General features: G+C 54.2%; 21 protein-coding genes, 1 pseudogene and 1 riboswitch. Of the genes and pseudogenes, 10 read left to right on the plus strand and 12 right to left on the minus strand.

The genetic code is table 11. From position 1 onward, the window contains the following. Nucleotides 1–91 precede the first annotated feature (91 nt). From manX to mntP, 5 genes are all read left to right on the plus strand, one after another. Nucleotides 92–1,057 (plus strand): PTS mannose transporter subunit IIAB, encoded by a 966-nt coding sequence (gene manX, locus ACWHWP_RS14085; protein ID WP_032641236.1) that lies wholly within the window; start codon nt 92–94, stop codon nt 1,055–1,057. A gap of 46 nt (nt 1,058–1,103) precedes the next feature. Continuing rightward, entirely contained in the window at nt 1,104–1,904 is an 801-nt protein-coding gene (manY, locus tag ACWHWP_RS14090; RefSeq protein WP_024909729.1) for a PTS mannose transporter subunit IIC, read from the plus strand. Between the two features lie 12 nt (nt 1,905–1,916). Beyond that, nucleotides 1,917–2,768, plus strand: coding sequence for a PTS mannose transporter subunit IID (locus ACWHWP_RS14095; RefSeq protein ID WP_006810994.1), 852 nt, complete (start codon nt 1,917–1,919; stop codon nt 2,766–2,768). 62 nt (nt 2,769–2,830) lie between these two features. Next, nucleotides 2,831–3,289, plus strand: coding sequence for a DUF986 family protein (locus ACWHWP_RS14100; RefSeq protein ID WP_447855859.1), 459 nt, complete (start codon nt 2,831–2,833; stop codon nt 3,287–3,289). A 198-nt stretch (nt 3,290–3,487) separates the two neighbouring features. Next, a riboswitch (yybP-ykoY riboswitch) is annotated at nt 3,488–3,677 on the plus strand. A 10-nt stretch (nt 3,678–3,687) separates the two neighbouring features. Beyond that, a complete protein-coding gene (gene mntP / locus ACWHWP_RS14105; protein ID WP_047346086.1) occupies nt 3,688–4,254 on the plus strand; it encodes a manganese efflux pump MntP in 567 nt (188 codons plus the stop codon). Here the strand turns inward: mntP and rlmA are convergent. The 7 genes and pseudogenes from rlmA to mgrB form a co-directional block, all read right to left on the minus strand. After that, on the minus strand, nt 4,251–5,066 hold the full coding sequence (gene rlmA, locus ACWHWP_RS14110) for a 23S rRNA (guanine(745)-N(1))-methyltransferase (RefSeq protein WP_447855860.1): 816 nt from the start codon (nt 5,064–5,066) through the stop codon (nt 4,251–4,253). The genes mntP and rlmA overlap by 4 nt on opposite strands. A gap of 65 nt (nt 5,067–5,131) precedes the next feature. Next, the gene (gene ftsI / locus ACWHWP_RS14115; RefSeq protein ID WP_447855862.1) at nt 5,132–6,850 is read right to left on the minus strand and encodes a peptidoglycan glycosyltransferase FtsI; all 1,719 of its coding nucleotides are present in this window, start codon (nt 6,848–6,850) and stop codon (nt 5,132–5,134) included. 219 nt (nt 6,851–7,069) lie between these two features. After that, entirely contained in the window at nt 7,070–7,279 is a 210-nt protein-coding gene (cspE, locus tag ACWHWP_RS14120; protein WP_001062678.1) for a transcription antiterminator/RNA stability regulator CspE, read from the minus strand. A gap of 12 nt (nt 7,280–7,291) precedes the next feature. After that, a pseudogene (locus ACWHWP_RS14125) lies at nt 7,292–7,436 on the minus strand (DUF2627 domain-containing protein). Nucleotides 7,437–7,961: 525 nt separating this feature from the next. Beyond that, nucleotides 7,962–8,951, minus strand: a complete 990-nt coding sequence (locus ACWHWP_RS14130; protein ID WP_447855863.1) for an MBL fold metallo-hydrolase — start codon at nt 8,949–8,951, stop codon at nt 7,962–7,964. Between the two features lie 23 nt (nt 8,952–8,974). Next, nucleotides 8,975–9,265, minus strand: coding sequence for a YebO family protein (locus ACWHWP_RS14135; RefSeq protein ID WP_008500484.1), 291 nt, complete (start codon nt 9,263–9,265; stop codon nt 8,975–8,977). Nucleotides 9,266–9,339: 74 nt separating this feature from the next. After that, the gene (mgrB, locus tag ACWHWP_RS14140; RefSeq protein WP_006175995.1) at nt 9,340–9,483 is read right to left on the minus strand and encodes a PhoP/PhoQ regulator MgrB; all 144 of its coding nucleotides are present in this window, start codon (nt 9,481–9,483) and stop codon (nt 9,340–9,342) included. A 160-nt stretch (nt 9,484–9,643) separates the two neighbouring features. On the opposite strand from mgrB, the gene ACWHWP_RS14145 reads away from it, so the two are divergent. After that, nucleotides 9,644–9,883, plus strand: a complete 240-nt coding sequence (locus ACWHWP_RS14145) for a YobH family protein (RefSeq protein ID WP_447856687.1) — start codon at nt 9,644–9,646, stop codon at nt 9,881–9,883. Between the two features lie 64 nt (nt 9,884–9,947). On the opposite strand, the gene kdgR is transcribed toward ACWHWP_RS14145, so the two are convergent. Continuing rightward, nucleotides 9,948–10,739, minus strand: coding sequence for a DNA-binding transcriptional regulator KdgR (kdgR, locus tag ACWHWP_RS14150; protein ID WP_059312762.1), 792 nt, complete (start codon nt 10,737–10,739; stop codon nt 9,948–9,950). A 179-nt stretch (nt 10,740–10,918) separates the two neighbouring features. On the opposite strand from kdgR, the gene ACWHWP_RS14155 reads away from it, so the two are divergent. After that, nucleotides 10,919–12,292, plus strand: coding sequence for an MFS transporter (locus ACWHWP_RS14155; RefSeq protein ID WP_447855864.1), 1,374 nt, complete (start codon nt 10,919–10,921; stop codon nt 12,290–12,292). 50 nt (nt 12,293–12,342) lie between these two features. Here the strand turns inward: ACWHWP_RS14155 and htpX are convergent, their stop codons facing one another. The 4 genes from htpX to ACWHWP_RS14175 all read right to left on the minus strand — a co-directional run bounded on the left by htpX (nt 12,343) and on the right by ACWHWP_RS14175 (nt 16,766). Next, the gene (gene htpX, locus ACWHWP_RS14160) at nt 12,343–13,224 is read right to left on the minus strand and encodes a protease HtpX (protein WP_014884290.1); all 882 of its coding nucleotides are present in this window, start codon (nt 13,222–13,224) and stop codon (nt 12,343–12,345) included. A 193-nt stretch (nt 13,225–13,417) separates the two neighbouring features. Beyond that, complete coding sequence (prc, locus tag ACWHWP_RS14165; protein WP_059312760.1) at nt 13,418–15,466, minus strand: carboxy terminal-processing peptidase; 2,049 nt, start codon at nt 15,464–15,466, stop codon at nt 13,418–13,420. Nucleotides 15,467–15,485: 19 nt separating this feature from the next. Next, nucleotides 15,486–16,172: an RNA chaperone ProQ gene (proQ, locus tag ACWHWP_RS14170; RefSeq protein WP_047345850.1), complete on the minus strand. Its 687-nt coding sequence runs from the start codon at nt 16,170–16,172 to the stop codon at nt 15,486–15,488. A gap of 96 nt (nt 16,173–16,268) precedes the next feature. Continuing rightward, the gene (locus ACWHWP_RS14175; RefSeq protein ID WP_047345851.1) at nt 16,269–16,766 is read right to left on the minus strand and encodes a GAF domain-containing protein; all 498 of its coding nucleotides are present in this window, start codon (nt 16,764–16,766) and stop codon (nt 16,269–16,271) included. A gap of 132 nt (nt 16,767–16,898) precedes the next feature. On the opposite strand from ACWHWP_RS14175, the gene yebS reads away from it, so the two are divergent. From yebS to rsmF, 3 genes are all read left to right on the plus strand, one after another. Continuing rightward, a complete protein-coding gene (yebS, locus tag ACWHWP_RS14180; RefSeq protein ID WP_059312759.1) occupies nt 16,899–18,182 on the plus strand; it encodes a membrane integrity lipid transport subunit YebS in 1,284 nt (427 codons plus the stop codon). Continuing rightward, nucleotides 18,151–20,784, plus strand: coding sequence for a PqiB family protein (locus tag ACWHWP_RS14185; protein ID WP_063430671.1), 2,634 nt, complete (start codon nt 18,151–18,153; stop codon nt 20,782–20,784). The genes yebS and ACWHWP_RS14185 overlap by 32 nt, the downstream gene beginning before the upstream one ends. 77 nt (nt 20,785–20,861) lie before the next feature. Next, nucleotides 20,862–22,304, plus strand: a complete 1,443-nt coding sequence (rsmF, locus tag ACWHWP_RS14190; RefSeq protein WP_447855865.1) for a 16S rRNA (cytosine(1407)-C(5))-methyltransferase RsmF — start codon at nt 20,862–20,864, stop codon at nt 22,302–22,304. Nucleotides 22,305–22,354: the final 50 nt, after the last annotated feature.

Consider the following 22,354-nt stretch of genomic DNA (forward strand, 5'->3'; position numbering starts at 1 on the left):
TAACCCTTATCTGAATCGATTCGGTTCGCCAATACGATTCTCAGTACGACTGCCCGGCAGGCGTATTAATGATAATAAAAGGAGGTAGCAAGTGACCATTGCTATTGTCATAGGCACACATGGTTGGGCTGCTGAGCAGCTACTCAAAACGGCAGAGATGCTGTTGGGCGAGCAGGAAAACGTCGGCTGGATCGATTTCGTTCCCGGTGAAAACGCCGAGACGCTGATTGAGAAGTACAACGCTCAACTCGCGAAGCTGGATACCAGCAAGGGCGTGCTGTTTCTCGTTGATACATGGGGCGGCAGCCCGTTCAATGCTGCCAGCCGCATTGTCGTCGATAAAGAGCACTATGAAGTTGTCGCCGGGGTAAATATCCCCATGCTGGTGGAAACCTTCATGGCGCGCGACGACAATCCGTCTTTCGACGAACTGGTGGCCCTGGCCGTTGAAACCGGTCGCGAAGGGGTAAAAGCCCTGAAAGCGCAGCCGGTAGAAAAACCAGCCCCTGCGCCTGCAGCGGCACCGAAAGCGGCAGCGCCGGCAAAACCGATGGGCCCGAATGATTACATGGTTATCGGTCTTGCCCGTATTGATGACCGCTTAATCCACGGCCAGGTTGCCACGCGCTGGACCAAAGAGACCAACGTTCGACGCATTATCGTGGTCAGCGACGAAGTAGCCGCCGACACCGTTCGTAAAACCCTTCTGACTCAGGTTGCTCCTCCTGGCGTTACCGCGCACGTCGTGGATGTCGCCAAGATGATCCGCGTGTACAACAACCCGAAATATGCGGGTGAACGCGTCATGCTCCTGTTCACTAACCCGACAGACGTTGAGCGCATTGTTGAAGGCGGCGTGAAAATCACCTCCGTGAACATTGGTGGTATGGCATTCCGTCAGGGCAAAACGCAGGTCAACAACGCCATTTCAGTCGATGCGAAAGATATCGAAGCATTCAACAAGCTGAATGCGCGCGGTATTGAGCTGGAAGCCCGTAAGGTTTCCACGGATCAAAAACTGAAAATGATGGATTTGATCGGCAAAGTTGGGAAATAAGCCCGCGCCGGTTCTCACATAAAGTTTATGTAATAGGAGAAGTGCAATGGAGATTACCACTCTTCAGATTGTGCTGGTGTTCGTCGTCGCATGTATTGCGGGTATGGAATCCGTACTTGATGAATTTCAGTTCCACCGCCCTCTGGTGGCCTGTACGCTGATTGGGGCCGTTCTGGGTGACATGAAAACCGGTATCATCATCGGTGGTACCCTGGAAATGATCGCCCTGGGCTGGATGAACATCGGTGCGGCGGTTGCGCCCGATGCCGCGCTGGCCTCTATCATTTCTACCGTTCTGGTTATTGCCGGTCACCAGAGTATTGGTGCAGGTATCGCCCTGGCGATCCCGCTGGCAGCCGCAGGCCAGGTTCTGACCATCATCGTTCGTACTATCACCGTGGCCTTCCAGCACGCGGCGGATAAGGCGGCTGACAACGGTAACCTCACGGCACTGTCGTGGATCCACGTTTCGTCCCTGTTCCTGCAGGCGATGCGTATTGCGATCCCAGCCGTCATCGTTGCGATCTCTGTCGGTACCAGTGAAGTCCAGAGCATGCTGAACGCCATTCCTGAAGTGGTCACCGGCGGTCTGAACATCGCGGGCGGTATGATCGTGGTCGTCGGTTATGCGATGGTCATCAACATGATGCGCGCAGGCTACCTGATGCCGTTCTTCTACCTCGGCTTCGTGACCGCTGCATTCACCAACTTCAACCTGGTTGCGCTGGGTGTGATTGGTGCGGTGATGGCGATTCTCTACATCCAGCTCAGCCCGAAATATAACCGCGTCGCGGGTGCCCCAGCGCAGGCTGCTGGTAACAACGATCTCGATAACGAACTGGACTAACAGGTGAGCGAAATGGTTGATATGACAAAAACTACCACCGAGAAAAAACTCACTCCGGGTGATATTCGTGGCGTGTTCATCCGTTCTAACCTGTTTCAGGGTTCATGGAACTTCGAACGTATGCAGGCGCTGGGTTTCTGCTTCTCCATGGTACCGGCGATCAAACGCCTGTACCCGGAAAACAACGAAGCGCGCCGTCAGGCGATCAAGCGTCACCTGGAATTCTTTAACACCCATCCTTATGTAGCAGCTCCGGTTCTGGGCGTTACGCTGGCGATGGAAGAGCAGCGAGCGAACGGCGCAGAGATTGACGATGGTGCCATCAACGGTATCAAAGTCGGTCTGATGGGCCCGCTGGCCGGCGTTGGCGACCCAATCTTCTGGGGTACCGTGCGTCCGGTCTTTGCGGCACTGGGTGCCGGTATCGCGATGAGCGGCAGCCTGCTGGGCCCACTGCTGTTCTTCATCCTGTTCAACGCCGTGCGCCTGCTGACCCGTTACTACGGCGTGGCCTACGGCTACCGTAAAGGGGTGGACATCGTTAAGGACATGGGCGGCGGCTTCCTGCAGAAACTGACTGAGGGGGCATCAATCCTCGGCCTGTTTGTCATGGGGGCGCTGGTTAACAAGTGGACGCACGTCAACATCCCGCTGGTGGTTTCAACCATCACCGGGCAGGATGGCCAGACCCGCGTCACCACCGTGCAGACTATCCTGGACCAGCTTATGCCTGGTCTGGTCCCTCTGCTGTTGACCTTCGCCTGTATGTGGCTGCTGCGTAAGAAAGTGAACCCGCTGTGGATTATCGTTGGCTTCTTCGTCATCGGTATCGCGGGCTACGCTGTAGGTCTGCTGGGCCTGTAAAGCAATAACGTTAGACGCCGGGGGCTTGCCCCCGGTTTTTTTATCTGTTTTCTGGAGGATGAATGACTGTCACGGACATCGTACTGGTTTTATTTATTGCAGCCCTTCTGGCTTACGCGATCTATGACGAGTTCATCATGCCCCGCCGTCACGGCGAGACGCTGCTCTCCCTTCCCCTTCTGCGACGCGGGCGCGTGGATGCGTTTATCTTCGCCGGTCTCATCGTCATCCTTATTTACAATAACGTCACCAGCCATGGTGCAATATTAACCACATGGTTATTATGTGCGCTGGCATTAATGGCGATTTATCTGTTCTGGATCCGCACGCCGAAAATCATTTTTAAATCCCGTGGATTTTTCTTCGCCAACGTATGGATAGAATATAACCGTATTAAAGAGATGAATTTATCCGAAGACGGTGTGCTGGTTATGCAATTAGAACAGCGTCGCCTGCTTATCCGGGTGAAGAATATTGACGATCTGGAAAGAATATACAACCTAATCCTTAAAACTCAATAAGTTAGATATATAGCAATGGCTATATTCTGTGTCTATTTTGCGCACGAAATATAGCCGAAGCTATATCCAGAACGTTAATTTTATCTCTATTTTTTAACGCTATTTTCACGCTTAAAGACAAATGAAAATCGTTATCAATAAGCGTTTTAAATAATGCATTTTCATTGTTGTTTTATATTCTCAAAATATGTTAAGGTTGCGCCCGTCGTTGGGGAGTAGCCGATTTCCTGTTCACAGGAAATGTACGTGTCAACATACTCGTTGAAAAACGTGGCGCGTACGGATCGTTTTCAGCACATTTTATGTGCAAAGCGATCAGGCGAGACCATAGATACATCAACTGCTGTTTACTGGGGGCAGTGATGTGTCATATGGATATCCCCGGTCTGGACGCTGTTATGAATATCTCCGCTACGATCCTCCTCGCTTTTGGCATGTCCATGGACGCCTTTGCTGCTTCCATCGGGAAAGGTGCCACGCTCCACAAACCTAAATTCTCAGAAGCCCTGCGCACAGGCCTGATTTTTGGCGCTATCGAAACGCTGACCCCCCTTATCGGCTGGGGCCTTGGCATGCTTGCCAGCCAGTTTGTACTGGAGTGGAACCACTGGATTGCGTTCGTCCTGCTGGTGTTTCTCGGCGGTCGAATGGTGATCGAAGGTTTTCGCGGTACTGATGATGAAGCTGAGGAGCCACTGCACCGTCACGGATTCTGGCTGCTGGTCACCACGGCCATCGCCACCAGTCTGGATGCGATGGCCGTCGGCGTCGGTCTGGCTTTCCTGCAGGTTAATATTATCGCCACCGCGCTGGCCATTGGCTGCGCAACGCTGATTATGTCCACGCTGGGAATGATGGTCGGACGGTTTATCGGCCCACTGCTGGGTAAACGCGCCGAGATCCTGGGCGGGATTGTATTAATTGGGATTGGTGCCCAGATCCTCTGGGCACACTTCGCGGGTTAATCTTCGCGCTGCCAGACGTGAATACTGAAATCCGTCTGGCAGCAAAATGCTGAGAGTGCAGCTAACGCTGCCCACACTTCCGGTTTTGCCCGCCACGCGAACGGCGTCATCTGCAGCAGCGCGGTAGCCTCTTCCCCTTTGAGCGTCATGTCATACGCCACGCTTTGCGTTTGCTTCAGGGTAAAACCGGCCAGCTGTTCAGAATGAGGGGCATGCAGACGCACCTCGTCGTAGATAAGCCCTTTCAGCTCCATCAGATGACGCGGGCCCGGCGTAACGGTGACCACCCATCCGCCCGGTTTCACCACGCGTGCCAGCTCTTCGGCCTTACAGGGCGCGTAAATGCGGATCACAGCGTCCATGCTGGCATCGTCAAACGGCAGCCGGTGGCTGGACGCCACGCAGAACGTCACGTCAGCGTAACGTTTTGCCGCCGCGCGAATCGCCACTTTCGACACGTCCAGACCAAACGTCAGCGCGCCCTTCTCGCGTGCAACCTCCGCAAACCGCGCGGTGTAGTACCCTTCCCCGCACCCGATATCGAGCATGGCGGTTGATGAACCAGGCAAAATATCGTTCAGTATTTGCGCGACAGTCTCCCGCAGCGGCAGATAGTGTCCGGCGTCCAGAAACGCGCGGCGTGCCTGCATCATCTCTGCGCTGTCACCGGGGTCGCGGGAGCGCTTATGCTGTACCGGCAGAAGATTCACGTAGCCTTCTTTCGCCATATCAAACTGATGCCCCTGCGGACAGCTATAACTTTTAACTGAGCGCGTCAGGACCGCGTGGCAAAGGGGACAACTGAAGGACATGGTAACTCCGGAACATAATCAAAGGGCGAAGTGTACCGCTATTCGCCCTGGTTATAAACGCCCGGTTAACGCATAACGATGAGGTGATCGGAACCCGCCGGTAGCCCGTCAGGCTTCACGTTCTCCAGACGCAGCACGTTACCCATAATCTCACTAAAGACAGGGGCGGAAACGGCACCACCGTAGTAGGCCCCGTTTTGGGGATCGTTAATTACCACCACCAGGGCAAAGCGCGGATCGCTGGCAGGCGCAACGCCCGCGGTGTAAGCCACGTATTTATCAACATATTTTCCGCTATCGTCAATTTTCTTCGCCGTACCGGTTTTAACCGCCACCCTGTAATCACGAACGGCGGCCTTAACCCCGCCGCCGCCGGGAAGCGCCACGCTCTCCATCATGTGTTCCACTTCATGCGCAATCTCTTCCGGCATGACGCGGTGGCCAATGACGGGGGGATCGATACGGGTAATGGAGAGGGGACGCTCAAGCCCGAAGCCGCCAATGGTGGCGTAGACGTGCGCCAGCTGGAGCGGGGTTACCATCAGCCCGTAGCCGAAGGCAAAGGTCGCTCTGTCGAGCTGGCTCCAGTATTTACGATGTGGCAACAGTCCCGCACTCTCACCCGTTAGGCCAAGCCCCGTATTGGTGCCAAAGCCAAAGTTTCGGTAGGTATCAATAAGATGCTGAACGGGCATCGCCAGCGAGAGCCGGGATACGCCGGTGTCGCTCGATTTTTGCAGGATCCCAGTCATCGTCAGTTCAGGATAGTAACCCACATCGCGGATACGATGCCCGTCAAGGATATACGGGTGAGTGTCAATCACGCTGTCCGGCTGGACCAGCCCCTGCTGCAGGGCCGTCATCAGCACCAGCGGCTTGACGGTCGAACCGGGTTCGAACGTATCGCTGATGGCGCGATTGCGGAAATCGTTTATCGTCGCGCCTTCCCGATTGTTGGGGTTGAAGTCCGGATAGCTCGCCATGGCGAGTATTTCCCCGGTTGGGATATTAATTAACACCGATGCGCCTGACTCAGCCTTGTTCCAGGCCACGGCGTTATCGAGCGCATCTTCGGTAATGGTTTGCAGCCGCTCGTCAATACTCAACTGAATGTTGTGCGCGGGCGCGGGCGCAACTTCGGTCAGGTTTTCAACCACGCGTCCATAGCGGTCTTCCCTTACCTGCCGCACCCCGGCCTTGCCCGTCAATTGCGTATTGAAGCTTTTTTCCACGCCTTCAATGCCCTGTCCGTCGATATTGGTGAAACCAATCAGGTTCGCGGCCACATGACCGGCAGGATAAAAACGGCGGGACTCATCGCGTAAATTGATGCCGGGCAGATTCAGTTTATCGATCCACTTTGCCTGCGTAGGATCGACCTGACGGGCAAGGTAAATGAAACGCCCCTGTGGACTGGCGTTGATGCGAGCCGAAAGCGTATCCAGGGAGAGATGCAGCGCATTTGCCAACGCCTGCCAGCGTTCATCAGCGCCGACGCCCCCTTTTGCCAGCACCGTTTTGGGATCGGCCCATACGGCCCGGACAGGCACGCTCACCGCCAGCGGTCGGCCTTCACGATCCATTATCATGCCGCGCGGCGCGTCAATCGCCAGCTGGCGGAGGGATCGCATATCTTCCTGCTTCACCAGATTGTCAGGCTTGATAATTTGCAGCCAGGCAACGCGGCCCAGCAAAAAAGCCAGACTACAAAAAATAGCTAAACAGAGCAGAGCAAAACGCGCTGGCGTGAAATTGCCAGTGGCCGTTATCAATTTCTTCTTCACCTGAACCCCAGGGCTGTTAAACAACGCCCTGATTTAACGGGAAAAGCCGGGAGGAAGGTGGCGAAACAGTGCTACTAACCTCGCAGCTTTGCAACAAGGTACTAACAAGGCCGCGGATCGTAATATTTTGAAAGATAAGGGGCATAAAAAAGCCCCGCGTTATGCGAGGCTTTATGTCTGAGATTGAAACGCGGCGCGTTTCAGTCAGCAGTGGTTCGATCAGATAGCAGTTACGTTAACTGCAGCAGGGCCTTTCTGGCCATCCTGAATTTCGAACTCAACGTTCTGGCCTTCAGCCAGAGTTTTGAAGCCGTTACCCTGGATTGCAGAGAAGTGTACGAACACGTCTTTGCTGCCGTCAGCAGGAGTAATGAAACCAAAACCTTTAGACTCGTTGAACCACTTAACTTGACCTTTAATCTTTGCCATTTGCAAAATTCCTTAGAGTGTTTTCTTAGCCCGCAGGCATTAACTGAGATAAAACTGAGACATTACTGCATGAGGCACTAATATAAGGTTCGGCAGAGAAGCGGTATTCAACGACAACGTGTTTACTCAGGACTTCTTTACTGAAAATGCCACACATAAACAGAACTGTACCTCGTTTGACCCAAAACGTGTTATCACACACAATGTTTAATATGGCAAGCCATTTTTAAACATGTCTCGATCCGCCGCACAAATTCGAACAGTGCCCGTCAGGTTTTGCACAATTATGCGCATCACATACAGACAGCCCTGCTTCGCAACAAAGATCCAACGCTGTTTGCACGGCCGCTGTAATCTAAGACATTTTTAACATAGCTCAATCATTACAAAGCGTCCAGCAACCGGGAAAAGAAATTTTACGCATTGATTGAGTTAGAACAATTTGTGAAAACTTATGCTTAAATCATTGTAACGCGGCCAAATTGTTTCAGAGAAAAAACAGCGTTAATAACGCGCGCCCGACTGTATTAAAATGCATCAGGTAATAAACAGTGTTATGCACCAAAATAATGAAATTTTTATGACTCTGCATCAAAACAAGGCAAGCAAAACGTTTCGATAAAAATAAAACATTCTTAAGCGCGTTTACTTACAGAATATATGCAACAATTTATCGCGTCGTTTATAAGGATAAATATTCGCCAATTTTCAGTATCCTGAAAGAATGGTTAACTGGTGCTAAATTATCTAGCGCGTCAGTTAACTCCTGCACCGGCTCATCCAACGCTTCATCTGCCAGTTCAAACACCCCCCAGTGAATGGGAAACGCCAGAGGGCAACCCAGCTGCTGCCACAATGCCACCGCAGATTGCGGATCCATATGGTGTACAGCCATGAACCATCGCGGGGCATAGGCCCCCACCGGTAACGCGGCAGCATCAACAGGCCCCAGACGTTCAGGTATCAACAGTAGTTCAGGCGAGTACCCTGTATCACCGCTAAACCAGAAACGATGATGCCGCCCTTCCATGACCCAGCCGCACCATAAGGAGCGATTGCGGTTCCACGGCGTGCGCATACTCCAGTGCTGCGCAGGTACGGCGGTCAGCGTCATCCCCTGCCAGGTGAAACTCTGCCACCAGTCGAGCTCCACCACGCGCCTTGCTCCCCGGCGTCGAAACCAGGCGGCCAGTCCTAACGGGACAAAGAAACTCACGTCGGGAAAGCGTTTGAGAATACGGCGAATGGTCGCATCATCAAGATGATCGTAATGATTATGGGAAATGACGACCGCATCAAGCTGATGCAGTTTTTCGACAGACAGTGCAGGAGGCGTCTTACGCTGTGGTCCCAGGAAAGGGAGCGGAGAGGCGCGCTGTGAAAAAACTGGGTCGGTAAGGATGAAATTGCCGTCTAGCTGGAGTAACACACTCGCATGTCCCAGCCACCACACCCCATCTTCCTGAGGCTGCGTTAGCTCGGCGGGTTGCCACCACTGACGGATAAAATCTTCATAACCCAGCGCGGGTGGTTTCGGCAAACCGGCTTCTTTACGCGCCTTACGCCAGCGGTCCAGGTCGCCGGTTTGATGCTCTGCAGGGTGGGTATTACGAAAGCCGTTTGGGGTGTGATGTTTCAGGGAGGGGTCATACCAGGGATTTTTCCAGACCACAGCCACCTCCCAGCACGAAAAGATTAACGCTCAGCCACCAGGCGGATAAAGTCGTCTTCGTCTTTGTTATCTTCAGCGACCGCGTCTTTCGGCGCGTCTTTCTCTTCCGGCTCGTTAGCTTCACACAGACGGCGCAGCAGCGCATTCTGACGTTTTTGCTGATCGAGCAGCGCTTCCAGCAGTTCGATCTGCTCGTTCGTACGCGAACTGGCCCGGTTTACGAAAAACCAGATGACCAGCCCCACAAGCAGAACAACCAAAGAAATCATCAGGGATGCCATATTCAGCAGCCCTGAATTCAGTAACTCACCCATTTCACCACCTCAATAAAAACGTCTATTTTACCACTGGCGCGAAGGAAGGAAATCACCTTGAGAAAAAATGCGTGTTACCACGGAATAAACTTATTGATTGCGCAGACGCCGCTAAAAAACTGTACATCCTGATCGCACATGACATTGATAGTCTGCGTCCATAACACCACGCACGCTATCAGCACGATAATCAGAATCACCCAGCGTATTTTTTTCACTCCACACTCCGTCTAAAGACCTGATGTAACCAGGTTATCACGGTTATCTTAAACAAGGACTAACTGTACCGCCATCGCGCTTTTTTCAGAATCGTGCACTTGTTTCATAGCGTAAACCGTTTACGCTAGCTGTATGATAACAACGATAAAAGAGGTAATGATGCGCTTAATCATTCGAACAATTATTGCACTGGCCATCGTCTGGATTGGCCTTCTGTTAACGGGTTATGGTGTGCTCGTGGGAAGCACCGAAAACGCAGCCGGCTTAGGCATTCAGTGTAAGTATTTAACGGCACAAGGACTGAGCACTGCACAGTATCTGCATTCTGACAGCGGGATCATTGGCTTAACGAACTGTCCTGTACTGCGTAAAACGTCCGTCGTCATCGATAAGGGCTAATCAACTGGTTTAATCACTGACAAAAACGCCGCAACTTCTGCGGCGTTTTTTATGCGAACAGAGATTAAAACGGATAGTCGTGATAGCCCATCTGTTCAGAAATCTTACGTGCGGCAGTGTGCAGGATAGCGACATATTCGTGCAGACGCTCTTCAGAGAAGCGAAGGGTTGGGAAAGAGATACTTAAGCCCGCGATCACCACGCCAAAGCGGTCAAACACCGGAACGCCGATGCAGCGCAGCCCTTCTTCCTGTTCTTCATTATCTTCGCCATACCCCTGCTCACGCACGCGATCGAGCACCGTTAACAGTTCGTCCGTGCTGGTAATGGTTCGCGCCGTACTGCGCTTGTATTCCACGCCATCGAGGATCTGCTTCACTTCCTCGCGATCGCGCCATGCCAGCAGAACCTTACCAATGGCGGTACTGTAGAGCGGGTTGCGACGACCAATGCGCGAATACATGCGCAGATTGTACATGGAGTCGATTTTATGGATGTAAACAATGCTGTCTTCATCCAGCGCACCGAGATGGATGGTCTCTTTGGTCAGGCGCGAGATTTCACGCATCTGAATATCAGCGCTGCGGATCAGATCAACATTTTGCAGCGCGCGGGCACCGAGTTCGAACAGTTTCAGGGTCAGAGAGTATTTTTCTGACTCGCCTTCCTGTGCAACATAGCCCAGTGACTTCATGGTTTGCAAAAAGCGATAAACGGTGCTTTTCGACATCATCACGCGCTGCGACAACTCCGTAATACCAATTTCACGCTCTTCCCCGAGCGCCTGTAAGATGCCAAACACCTTCAGCACGGAAGAAACAGAATCTGGCTGTTTATCCAAATCCGCAATAGCCATTTACCACCTCATAGAGAGTGTTTTATAAAAATCAGAACCGGTTTTTATTATAAGTTCCCGTCATGTCACCTGCAATCAATCCGCGTTTACTTCGTTACAAATCTGCGACATATCGCGGCTGTAACAATGCTAAAATAGTTACCCTGAGAATAATTTCACGCTGAGCTTTTTTAACCCTAATGGAAAAGAATCTTTCCGATGGCTTGCCGTTACCCCAGCGGTATGGCGCGATAGCGACCATCATTATCGGTATCTCAATGGCCGTCCTTGACGGCGCAATTGCCAACGTTGCCCTGCCAACCATCGCCAGCGACCTGCATGCTTCTCCCGCCAGTTCAATCTGGATTGTTAACGCCTACCAGATTGCGATTGTGGTTTCCCTGCTCTCGTTCTCCTTCCTGGGCGATATGTTCGGCTACCGTCGGGTGTATCAGTGTGGTCTGGTGGTTTTCACCATTACCTCGCTGTTGTGTGCCCTTTCTGATTCACTGCATACCCTGACGCTTGCACGCATTGCGCAAGGTTTTGGTGGCGCGGCGCTCATGAGCGTAAACACGGCGTTGATTCGCTTAATTTATCCGCAGCGTCATTTGGGGCGCGGCATGGGAATAAACTCGTTTATTGTCGCCGTCTCTTCCGCCGCCGGGCCAACCATTGCGGCGGCTATTCTTTCCGTTGCATCCTGGCAATGGCTCTTCGCCATTAACGTGCCGCTGGGTATCGTGGCCATCTTCTTTGCCCTGCGCTTCCTGCCCGCTAACGGCCCCAAAAGCACCATGCCGCGGTTCGACGTCGCGAGCGCGGTGATGAATGCCCTTACCTTTGGCCTGCTGATTACAGCCCTGAGCGGCTTTGCGCAGGGGCAATCGCTGGTGCTTACCGGAGTGGAACTGCTCGCGCTGCTGGTCACAGGTTTCTTCTTTGTTCGCCGCCAGCTCACTCTCCCGGTGCCTTTACTGCCTGTTGACCTGCTGCGCATCCCCCTCTTTTCGCTCTCCATTTGCACCTCTGTCTGCTCATTCTGCGCCCAGATGCTGGCTCTGGTTTCTCTGCCCTTCTTTTTGCAGAGCGTGGTTGGACGTTCAGAAGTGGAGACCGGCCTGCTGTTAACCCCGTGGCCGCTGGCCACGATGGTGATGGCACCGCTGGCAGGTTATTTAATAGAGCGCGTGCATGCCGGATTACTGGGCGCGCTGGGGCTGGCAGTCATGGCGACGGGTCTGTTTGCGCTGGCGCTGCTTCCCTCGCAACCTACGGATCTGGATATTATCTGGCGCATGATCCTCTGTGGTGCCGGTTTTGGCCTGTTCCAGTCGCCGAACAACCACACCATTATCACCTCCGCACCGCGCCATCGCAGCGGAGGAGCCAGCGGCATGTTGGGTACCGCGCGCCTGCTGGGGCAAAGCACCGGTGCGGCACTGGTAGCCCTGATGTTTAACCTCGCCGGACAAAACGGTAACCACGTTGCGCTACTCACCGCAGGTGTCCTTGCCACCCTCGCGGCTGTCGTCAGCGGACTGCGGGTGACCCAGCCCACAGTACAGGCATAAAAAAAGCCGGGCGGAGTGTTCTCCTGCCCGGCTTATTGCGGTTCTTCGCGTTACTTCAGGTATTCCCCACTGCGCAGCGCTTCAATACGCTTATCCAGCGGCGGATGAGACATAAACAGCTCGCTCAGCGATTTCGATTTACCGTTGATGCAAAAAGCCATCATGCTGTTCGCTTCCTGCGGCTCGTAGCTGGTTTTCAGACGCTGCAGCGCCGCAATCATCTTCTCACGACCAACCAGCTTCGCAGAGCCGGCATCCGCGTGGAATTCACGATGACGGGAGAACCACATGGTGATGATGCTGGCCAAGATACCGAATACCAGTTCCAGAACCATGGAGACAGCGAAATAGATCAGCGGGTTACCGTTGCTCTCTTCGCCTTCGTCGCGGTTACCACCCATAAAGCCTGCCGCAATCTGCGCCAGAATACGGGAGATAAAGATAACGAAGGTGTTCACGACGCCCTGAATCAGGGTCATGGTTACCATGTCACCGTTAGCGATATGGCTGATTTCGTGGGCAATAACCGCTTCGGCTTCGTCACGGCTCATGTTCTGCAGCAGCCCGGTGCTGACGGCAACCAGTGACGCATCACGACGGGCACCGGTGGCGAAGGCGTTGATATCCGGAGCGTGGTAAATGGCTACCTGCGGCATGGCGATCCCAGCCTGACGGGATTGCTGGGCCACCGTATTCATCAGCCACTGTTCCATATCGTTACGCGGTTGTTCGATAACCTCACCGCCTACCGATTTCAGAGCCATCCACTTCGACATCAGCAGGGAAATGAAAGAGCCACCAAAACCAAACAGCAGCGCCATAATCAACAGACCCTGAACGCTGCTCGACTGAATTCCTGTCAGGCTTAGCACGAGCCCGAAAACCACCATTACCGCCAGGTTGGTGAGCAGGAAGAGCGCGATTCGCATCATAATTTTCTTTTTACCTCAGTTTAACAAAACGCACTATGCGATTACCCACATCGTATGGGTATTGCGACTATTTTCAAGCATCCGGCGGGCGTAAGTCACCAGAAAGACACAACTTTACACAATTGGAAATCAGGCTGACGGAAGGATGCAGAACAAAAAGAAACAGGCACAATTTCTTGTGCCTGTTGGGAGGTTATTTTGCCGGAGCGGGCTGTACGGCAGGCTTATCTTTTTCCAGATTCGCCAGGTCGAGGGCGATATGCACCGTCTCGTCCAGATACGGATCGGGCTCCTGGTAATCTTTAGGCAGATCGTCCAGTTTCTTGAGCAGAGGCTTCCCTTCACGCTTAAAGCGATCGTTGATACGCGCCAGACGCGTTGCATCGTCTTCGTTGTTCTCTTTCTCTCGCTGAGCGTAGTTCAGAGAAACAATATTCCGCTTATCTTTCAGGGCATTGAAGCGAGCAATGTCCTTCATGATGTACTGGAATTCCGGATCTTTCGCGATGCGGTCGTTATGTGACTTCAGCAGTTCAGGACCAAACTGCGTCATGTCGCCCGCCTTCACGTACGTCGCGGCATTGATGCTGTCCCACGGTAACGCGTTATCTTCAAACTTCTCGCCGGTTTCAGTCTCTTCCGTGCCTGTCGGCATCATGATATCCGGCGTGACGCCCTTACGCTGCGTACTGCCGCCGTTCACGCGGTAGAATTTCTGTATGGTGTACTGAACCGAGCCCAGTGCAGGCCATTCCGGACGCAGCATCTGGTCGTAAATACGGTTCAGAGAGCGATACTGCTGAACAGTACCTTTGCCGAAGGTTGGCTCACCGACGATCAGCGCACGACCATAGTCCTGCATGGCAGCGGCAAAGATTTCAGACGCGGAGGCGCTGAAGCGGTCAACCAGGACCACCAGCGGGCCTTTATAGTAGACCACACCGTCGTTGTCGGCATCTTCACGTACTTTACCGTTGTTATCGCGCACCTGAACCACCGGTCCAGATGGAATAAACAGGCCAGAGAGTGAAACCGCTTCCGTCAGCGCACCGCCACCGTTACTGCGCAGGTCGATGATAACGCTGCTGACGTTCTGCTTTTCAAGCTTCTGCAACTGTACTTTCACATCGTCTGTCAGGCCGACGTAGAAGCCAGGAATGTCCAGGACGCCCACCTTCTCTTTACCCACGGTTTTCACCGACATTTTCACCGCGCGGTCTTCCAGACGGATACGCTCGCGGGTCAGGGTAACGATACGAGTTTTGGTACCTTTGCCAGCAGGCAGAACTTCGAGGCGAACCTTGCTGCCTTTCGGGCCTTTGATCAGCGCAACCACGTCATCAAGACGCCAGCCAATCACGTCGACCATGTTCTGGCCGGTTTGTCCTACACCCACAATACGATCGCCTACGCTAATCGCTTTGCTTTTGGATGCCGGGCCACCCGCGACCATTGAATTGATCACCGTGTAATCATCGTCCATCTGCAGCACCGCGCCGATACCTTCCAGAGACAGGCTCATTTCGGTATTAAACTGTTCGGTGTTGCGCGGAGAGAGATAGTTGGTATGCGGATCGATTTCGTGAGCAAAGGCAGTCATGGCCAGCGAGAAGACATCCTCACTGTTTGTCTGCGCCAGACGACGAATGGCAAATTTGTAACGACGCGTCAGCGTGTCACGGATCTCTTTTTCATCTTTGCCGGTCAGCTTAAGGCTCAGTTCGTCGTATTTAACTTTGCTGTCCCACAGCGCATTCAACTCGGCTTCATCTTTCGGCCAGGGTGCTTTACTGCGGTCCAGATTAAAGGTGTCGGTACCGGTAAAGTCCATCGGACGTTCCAGCACTTTCAGCGCATACTGATAGCGTTCAAAGCGGCGCTTTTGCGAAAGGTTGTAGAGATCGTAAAACAGATCCAGCTTGCCTGAACGCAACTCGTCACCCACCTCGGATTTGCGCTTAGCGAACTGCTCGACATCGCTGGCGAGCAAAACGTTATGGCTGTAATCCAGCAAGTTCAGATAGCGGTCAAAGATTTTGGCCGAAAAGGCCTGATCGAGATCGAACTGACGATAGTGCGAACGGGTGAAACGTGAGGTCACGCGCTCGCTCACCGTCGCGTGTTGCGTCTCTTCCTTGAGTACAGGAATTTGATCAACACGGGTGATATCGTCCACTGCAAAAGCATGACCTGTTATGGCAAACAGGCCCGCCAGCGCGGTGAGCTTAAAAAAAGTGTTCATGCCAGGCTTGGCCTCCGTTTCAGAACAACAAGTGTTCTGCGCGTACAATCATTGACATACCAGAAGTCAGCTGTACACGAACGCCATCTTTGGTGATTTCCAGTACGGTGGCGTCCATAGCATTGTTACCCGCTTTTACCTTCAGCGCCTGACCAACGCTCAGGGCGTTAATGTCTGAAACCGGAGTATGGCGCGGCTCTTCACGAGGGGCGCGCGGGGCTTTAGCTGCTGGTTTGTCAGCACGCGGTTTGCGATCGTTATTCTCGTGACGACGCGGCGCAGGACGTGGCTTACGCTCGCGACGAGGCGCTTCTTCCTGGCCGTTTGCCGCTGCGGCTTCGCGTTTTTTCGCTTGCTGCTCTGCACGTTGTGCCTGAACGCGTGCTTTGGCTTCTTCCAGCTGTTTACGCGCGTGCTCAACGTGCTGCTCGTCCAGCTCACCACAAGGGTTGCCGTCGAGATCCACACGCGTCGCGCCCGCTTTGATACCGTACAGGTAACGCCAGCTCGAAGTATAAAGACGTAAGGCGGAACGCAGCTGAGTTTTGCTGAGGTTCATTTCCCCCTCAACGCGCGCCACCAGATCCTGAAAAATACCGACTTTCAGGGGACGAGCTTCACCTTCCGCGCTGAAGCACTGCGGGAAACGCTCGGCCAGAAATGCGATAACTTCTTTACTGCTATTCAACTTAGGTTGATTTTCCATGAAATTTCCTGATTACAACGGACGTTGCCAACAAGCGCAGGCATGAACAGGCGTCATTATAATGACGCTATCAGTAAATGCTACGTTATCCGTTGATTATCCTGCGACGCTCGCAAAGAATTTTTGATAATCGGTTGCAGAGAGTACGTTTTCGAGATTCGCTACCAGCTCGCGCAGCCCCTGTTCGTCCTCGGTTGTAAAGCGACTGAAGACCGTACTGTCGATATCCAGAACGCCAATAATCTGATTTTTTACCACCAGCGGCAGAACGATTTCAGAATTACTGGCGGCATCACAGGCAATGTGCCCGTCAAACGCATGAACGTCTTCCACACGCTGTACCTGATTTTCGGCCACAGCCGTGCCGCAGACGCCACGTCCTACCGGAATGCGCACGCAGGCCAGCTTGCCCTGGAACGGCCCCAGTACCAGCGTTTCACCTTCGAGGAGGTAAAAGCCGGCCCAGTTCACGTCAGAGAGACGTTCAAACAGCAATGCGCTAGTATTTGCCAGAGTGGCTAAGAAGCTGGTCTCGCCCGCCATCAATGCCTTAAAATCGCGGTTCAAATCCGCGTAGAATTCTGTTTTGTTCATTATTCAATCACTTAGTTGTCTTACAAAATTACCGCATAGCCTATTAAAATAAGCATTAAATGCGCTCATGCTCAAGATGAATCCATTCATGAGTTATTATAACTTTCAACAATACTTATTTGTGCGCAGCTGATGGCCTTAAAAACAACCAAAATTACGCCGACAAGAAAGATAACTGTCCATACGGTAAGCGAAGCTTTGCCCCGTGCACATTATCAGCGTTGCCCCCAGTGCGATACGCTTTTTATGTTGCCGAAGATGAAATCGCACCAAAGTGCCTTTTGTCCCCGCTGCGACGCCAAAATTCGTGACGGCCGCGACTGGTCGTTAACTCGCCTTGCCGCGATGGCCGTCACCATGCTGCTGCTGATGCCCTTCGCCTGGAGCGAGCCGCTGCTGAAGCTCTACCTGCTTGGCGTACGTATTGACGCCAACGTGCTGCAGGGTATCTGGCAGATGACCCGTCAGGGCGATCCCATCACCGCTGCCATGGTGCTGTTCTGCACCGTCGGCGCGCCGCTGGTACTGGTCGCCGCCATTGCCTATCTTTGGTTTGGCAATATTCTTGGCATGAATCTTCGCCCGGTGCTGCTGATGCTGGATAAACTCAAAGAGTGGGTGATGCTGGATATTTATCTGGTGGGCGTGGGCGTTGCGTCGATAAAGGTGCAGGACTATGCATTCTTGCAGCCCGGCATCGGGCTCTTTGCCTTCATCTGTCTGGTATTGCTGAGCATCCTGACGCTGATACATCTGAACGTTGAGCAGCTCTGGGAGCGATTTTATCCTCAGCGCCCCGCCACGCGTCCTGATGAAAATCTCCGCGTTTGTCTGGGATGCCATTATACCGGGTTGCCCGACGCGCGTGGACGCTGCCCGCGGTGCCACATTCCATTAAGGCTGCGGCGCAACAACAGCCTGCAAAAATGCTGGGCCGCGCTGATCGCCTCCCTGGTGTTTCTGATCCCGGCCAACATGCTGCCTATTTCCATTATTTACGTGAATGGCGGGCGTCAGGAGGATACTATCCTTTCGGGCATTATCTCCCTTGCGCACAGCAATGTTGGGGTGGCTGCGATAGTCTTTATTGCCAGTATCCTGGTTCCCTTTACCAAAGTCGTGGTGATGATTACCCTGCTTATCAGCATTCACTTTAAGTGTGAACAAGGCTTACGTACCCGTATTCTGCTTCTGCGATTCGTCACCTGGATTGGCCGCTGGTCAATGTTAGATCTGTTTGTGATTTCGCTGATGATGTCGCTAATCAATCGCGACCAGTTACTTGCTTTTACAATGGGACCCGCGGCTTTTTATTTCGGCTCTGCGGTGATATTGACTATTCTTGCTGTGGAATGGCTGGATAGCCGCTTACTTTGGGATGCACATGAGTCAGGAAACCCCCGCTTCGCCGACTGAAGCGAGAATTAAAACAAAACGCCGCATTTCGCCATTCTGGTTGCTGCCCGTCATCGCGCTGATGATTGCAGGCTGGCTTATCTGGACGAGCTATGAAGATCGCGGAAGTACGGTCACGATTGATTTTCAGACCGCTGACGGCATTGTTGCCGGGCGAACCCCCGTTCGCTTCCAGGGGGTTGAGGTCGGTACGGTTCAGGACATCTCCCTTGGAAAAGGGCTGAACAAGATACAGGTGCGGGTCAGTATTAAATCTGACATGCAGGATGCCCTGCGCAGCGAAACGCAGTTCTGGCTGGTGACGCCGAAGGCTTCTCTGGCCGGCGTGTCCGGGCTGGATGCGCTCGTGGGCGGTAACTATATCGGCATGATGCCGGGTAAAGGTGAGCCTCAGGATCACTTTGTGGCGCTGGATACACAGCCCAAATACCGTCTCAATAACGGCGATTTGATGATCCATCTCCAGGCGCCGGATCTCGGTTCTCTGAACAGTGGCTCTCTGGTCTATTTCCGTAAAATCCCGGTTGGCCGCGTGTACGACTACGCGATCAACCCGAATAAACAGGGCGTCACCATTGATGTTCTGATCGAGCGTCGCTTCACTAACCTGGTGAAAAAAGGCAGCCGCTTCTGGAACGTGTCCGGCGTGGACGCAGACCTCAGCCTGAGCGGAGCGAAGGTGAAGCTGGAGAGCCTTGCCGCACTGGTGAATGGCGCCATTGCCTTTGATTCCCCGGAAAACTCAAGCCCTGCCACGGCCGATGACACGTTCGGACTGTACGCTGACCTGGCGCACAGCCAGCGCGGCGTGATCGTCAAACTCGCCCTGCCCGATGCTAAGGGACTAAAAGCAGGTTCAACGCCGCTGATGTACCAGGGGTTGCAGGTTGGCCAGCTCACCAAAATGACGCTCAACCCGGGCGGCTCGGTCACCGGCGAGATGACGGTCGATCCAAGCGTGGTCGATCTCCTGCGCGAAAAGACGCGCATCGAAATGCGCAGTCCAAAGCTCTCCCTGAACGATGCCAGCCTCAGCACCCTGCTGACCGGCAATACGTTTGAGCTGATCCCCGGCGATGGTCAACCCAGCAATAGCTTCGTGATTGCCCCGGCGGATAAAGCCCTGCTGCAAAAGCCGGGTGTGGTAACCGTCACGCTGAATGCACCAGAAAGCTACGGTATCGAAGCCGGCCAGCCGGTGATTTTACACGGCGTGCAGGTCGGACAGGTGCTGGAGCGTACGCTCTCCGCGAACGGAGTGAGCTTCTCTGTCGCCATCGATCCGCAATACAGCGACCTGGTGCACGGAGACAGTAAATTCGTGGTGAACAGCCGCGTCGACGTGAAGGTAGGTCTGGACGGCGTGGAGTTCCTCGGGGCCAGCGCCAGCGAATGGGTTAACGGCGGTATCCGTATTTTGCCGGGCAATAAAGGCCCCGTGCGCGAAAGCTACCCGCTGTATGCCAACCTGGAGAAAGCGATTGAAAACAGCCTGAGCGATCTCCCTACTACCACGCTGACGTTAAGCGCCGAGACGCTGCCGGACGTGCAGGCAGGCTCCGTGGTGCTGTATCGCAAGTTTGAAGTCGGGGAAGTCATCACCGTGCGCCCCCGTGCGGACGCGTTTGATATTGAACTGCATATCAAGCCGGAGTACCGCAAGCTGCTGACGCCAAACAGCGTCTTCTGGGCCGAGGGCGGCGCGAAAGTTCAGCTTAACGGCAACGGGCTGACCGTGCAGGCCTCCCCGCTCTCACGCGCGCTGCGCGGGGCGATTAGCTTCGATAACCTCAGCGGTGCGGGGGCGAATCTGCGCAAAGGCGATAAACGCATTCTCTTCCCTTCCGAAACCGCCGCGCGTGCGGTTGGCGGGCAAATTACCCTGCACGCGTTTGATGCCGGCAAGCTGGCGGAGGGCATGCCAATCCGTTATCTGGGCATTGATATCGGCCAGATCCAGAAGCTGACGCTGATCACGGCGCGTAACGAGGTCCAGGCCACCGCGGTGCTTTACCCGGAATATGTGCAGACCTTCGCCCGTTCGGGTTCGCGCTTCTCGGTGGTCACGCCGCAGATTTCGGCCGCGGGCGTTGAGCATCTCGACACCATCCTGCAGCCGTACATCAACGTTGAGCCCGGCCAGGGCAATGCCCGCCGTGATTTTGAGCTGCAGGAAGCGACGATCACCGACTCGCGCTACCTTGGCGGCCTGAGCATCGTCGTGGAAGTGCCGGAAGCGGGCTCGCTGAACATCGGCACGCCGGTACTGTTCCGCGGCATTGAGGTGGGTACGGTCACGGGCCTGACGCTCGGTACGCTCTCTGACCGCGTGATGGTGGCACTGCGTATCAGTGAACGGTACCAGCACCTGGTCCGTAATAACTCGGTATTCTGGCTGGCATCCGGCTATTCGCTGGACTTCGGCCTGACGGGAGGCGTGGTGAAAACCGGCACCTTCAACCAGTTCATTCGCGGCGGTATCGCGTTTGCCACACCGCCGGGAACGCCGCTGGCGCCGAAAGCGCAGTCGGGTAAACACTTCCTGCTGCTCGAAAGTGAACCGAAAGAGTGGCGTGAATGGGGAACGGCCCTGCCGCGTTAATCTGAAAGGCTCCGGTGTCAACGCGCCGGAGCCTTTATGTTACACTGCGCACCTGAACTTTTCCCTGTGGTGTGCCCGTGGCTCAAAACTCCGTATTTCTTCCTGAACAATTCCTGGCGCAGATGCGCGAGGCGCTTCCCTCTCACCTGTCGTTAGACGATTTTATTGCCGCCTGCCAGCGCCCGCTGCGCCGGAGTATTCGCGTCAACACGCTGAAAATCAGCGTCGAAGATTTTCTGACGCTTGTCGCGCCATACGGCTGGCAGCTGACGCCAGTCCCGTGGTGTGCTGAGGGGTTCTGGATCGAACGCGATGATGAAGACGCCGTGCCGCTGGGCAGTACCGCTGAACATCTGAGCGGTCTGTTCTATATTCAGGAAGCCAGCTCAATGCTCCCGGTTGCCGCTCTGTTCGCGGAGGGTAATGCGCCCGAACGGGTGATGGACGTCGCGGCGGCGCCCGGCTCGAAAACCACGCAAATTGCCGCCCGGATGGGTAACCGCGGGGCGATCCTCGCCAACGAGTTTTCCGCCAGCCGCGTGAAAGTGCTGCATGCCAACATCAGCCGCTGCGGCATTCATAACGTCGCCCTGACGCACTTCGATGGACGCGTGTTTGGCGCTGCCTTACCGGAAGCCTTTGATGCCATTTTGCTGGACGCCCCCTGCTCCGGCGAAGGGGTGGTGCGTAAAGATCCCGATGCGTTGAAAAACTGGTCTGTGGAAAGCAATCTTGAGATCGCCGCCACGCAGCGAGAGCTGATCGAGAGTGCCTTTCATGCCCTGCGCCCCAGTGGCACGCTGGTTTATTCAACGTGCACCCTCAACCGCGATGAAAACGAAGACGTCTGTCTGTGGCTGAAAGCGCAGTATCCGGATGCAGTCGAGTTCCTGCCGCTTAACGATCTGTTTGCCTCAGCGCGTGAAGCCGTCACACCAGAAGGTTTCCTCCATGTGTTCCCGCAAATTTACGACTGCGAAGGGTTCTTTGTGGCGCGTCTGCGCAAAACGCAGTCGGTTGCTCCCCTGCCAGCCCCTAAATTCAAGGTCGGCAATTTCCCGTTCGCGCCGCTAAAAGGCCGTGACGCCGGGCAGGTCACTCTTGCCGCGGGTAAAGCCGGACTTAGCTGGGATGAAACGCTCCATCTCTGGCAGCGAGATAAGGAGATTTGGCTGTTCCCGGCAAATATTGAGCCGCTTATTGGCAAAGTTCGCTTCTCCCGCATCGGGATCCGCCTTGCGGAGGTCCATAATAAAGGCTATCGCTGGCAGCACGAGGCCGTCATCGCGCTTGCCGGGCACGAGAATACCTTTGTCCTGACGCATCAGGAAGCAGAAGAGTGGTATCGCGGTCGCGATGTCTATCCTGAAAGCACGCCGTCAGGCGATGAAGTGGTGGTGACGTATCAGGGATATCCGCTGGGACTGGCAAAAAAAGTCGGCTCCCGCCTCAAAAACAGCTATCCGCGCGAGCTGGTTCGGGATGGCCGGCTGTTTACCGGTAACGATCGCACGGCCTGAAAAAAAGCGCATTTTTTTACTGGCGATTTTGCTCTCCTTGTCTACGATCA

This window comes from Enterobacter sp. WI-ESBL-E8 (assembly GCF_053364895.1).

Excerpts from the sequence above, each read along its gene's own strand:
- manY (WP_024909729.1), top strand. The coding sequence starts at position 1,104 with ATGGAGATTACCACTCTTCAGATTGTGCTGGTGTTCGTCGTCGCATGT.
- cspE (WP_001062678.1), bottom strand. The coding sequence starts at position 7,279 with ATGGCAAAGATTAAAGGTCAAGTTAAGTGGTTCAACGAGTCTAAAGGT.
- ACWHWP_RS14145 (WP_447856687.1), top strand. The coding sequence starts at position 9,644 with ATGCGCTTAATCATTCGAACAATTATTGCACTGGCCATCGTCTGGATT.
- htpX (WP_014884290.1), bottom strand. The coding sequence starts at position 13,224 with ATGATGCGAATCGCGCTCTTCCTGCTCACCAACCTGGCGGTAATGGTG.
- proQ (WP_047345850.1), bottom strand. The coding sequence starts at position 16,172 with ATGGAAAATCAACCTAAGTTGAATAGCAGTAAAGAAGTTATCGCATTT.
- ACWHWP_RS14100 (WP_447855859.1), top strand. The coding sequence starts at position 2,831 with ATGACTGTCACGGACATCGTACTGGTTTTATTTATTGCAGCCCTTCTG.
- ACWHWP_RS14185 (WP_063430671.1), top strand. The coding sequence starts at position 18,151 with ATGAGTCAGGAAACCCCCGCTTCGCCGACTGAAGCGAGAATTAAAACA.
- ACWHWP_RS14155 (WP_447855864.1), top strand. The coding sequence starts at position 10,919 with ATGGAAAAGAATCTTTCCGATGGCTTGCCGTTACCCCAGCGGTATGGC.
- ACWHWP_RS14095 (WP_006810994.1), top strand. The coding sequence starts at position 1,917 with ATGGTTGATATGACAAAAACTACCACCGAGAAAAAACTCACTCCGGGT.
- kdgR (WP_059312762.1), bottom strand. The coding sequence starts at position 10,739 with ATGGCTATTGCGGATTTGGATAAACAGCCAGATTCTGTTTCTTCCGTG.
- ACWHWP_RS14135 (WP_008500484.1), bottom strand. The coding sequence starts at position 9,265 with ATGGGTGAGTTACTGAATTCAGGGCTGCTGAATATGGCATCCCTGATG.
- mntP (WP_047346086.1), top strand. The coding sequence starts at position 3,688 with ATGAATATCTCCGCTACGATCCTCCTCGCTTTTGGCATGTCCATGGAC.
- rlmA (WP_447855860.1), bottom strand. The coding sequence starts at position 5,066 with ATGTCCTTCAGTTGTCCCCTTTGCCACGCGGTCCTGACGCGCTCAGTT.
- yebS (WP_059312759.1), top strand. The coding sequence starts at position 16,899 with ATGGCCTTAAAAACAACCAAAATTACGCCGACAAGAAAGATAACTGTC.
- ACWHWP_RS14175 (WP_047345851.1), bottom strand. The coding sequence starts at position 16,766 with ATGAACAAAACAGAATTCTACGCGGATTTGAACCGCGATTTTAAGGCA.
- prc (WP_059312760.1), bottom strand. The coding sequence starts at position 15,466 with ATGAACACTTTTTTTAAGCTCACCGCGCTGGCGGGCCTGTTTGCCATA.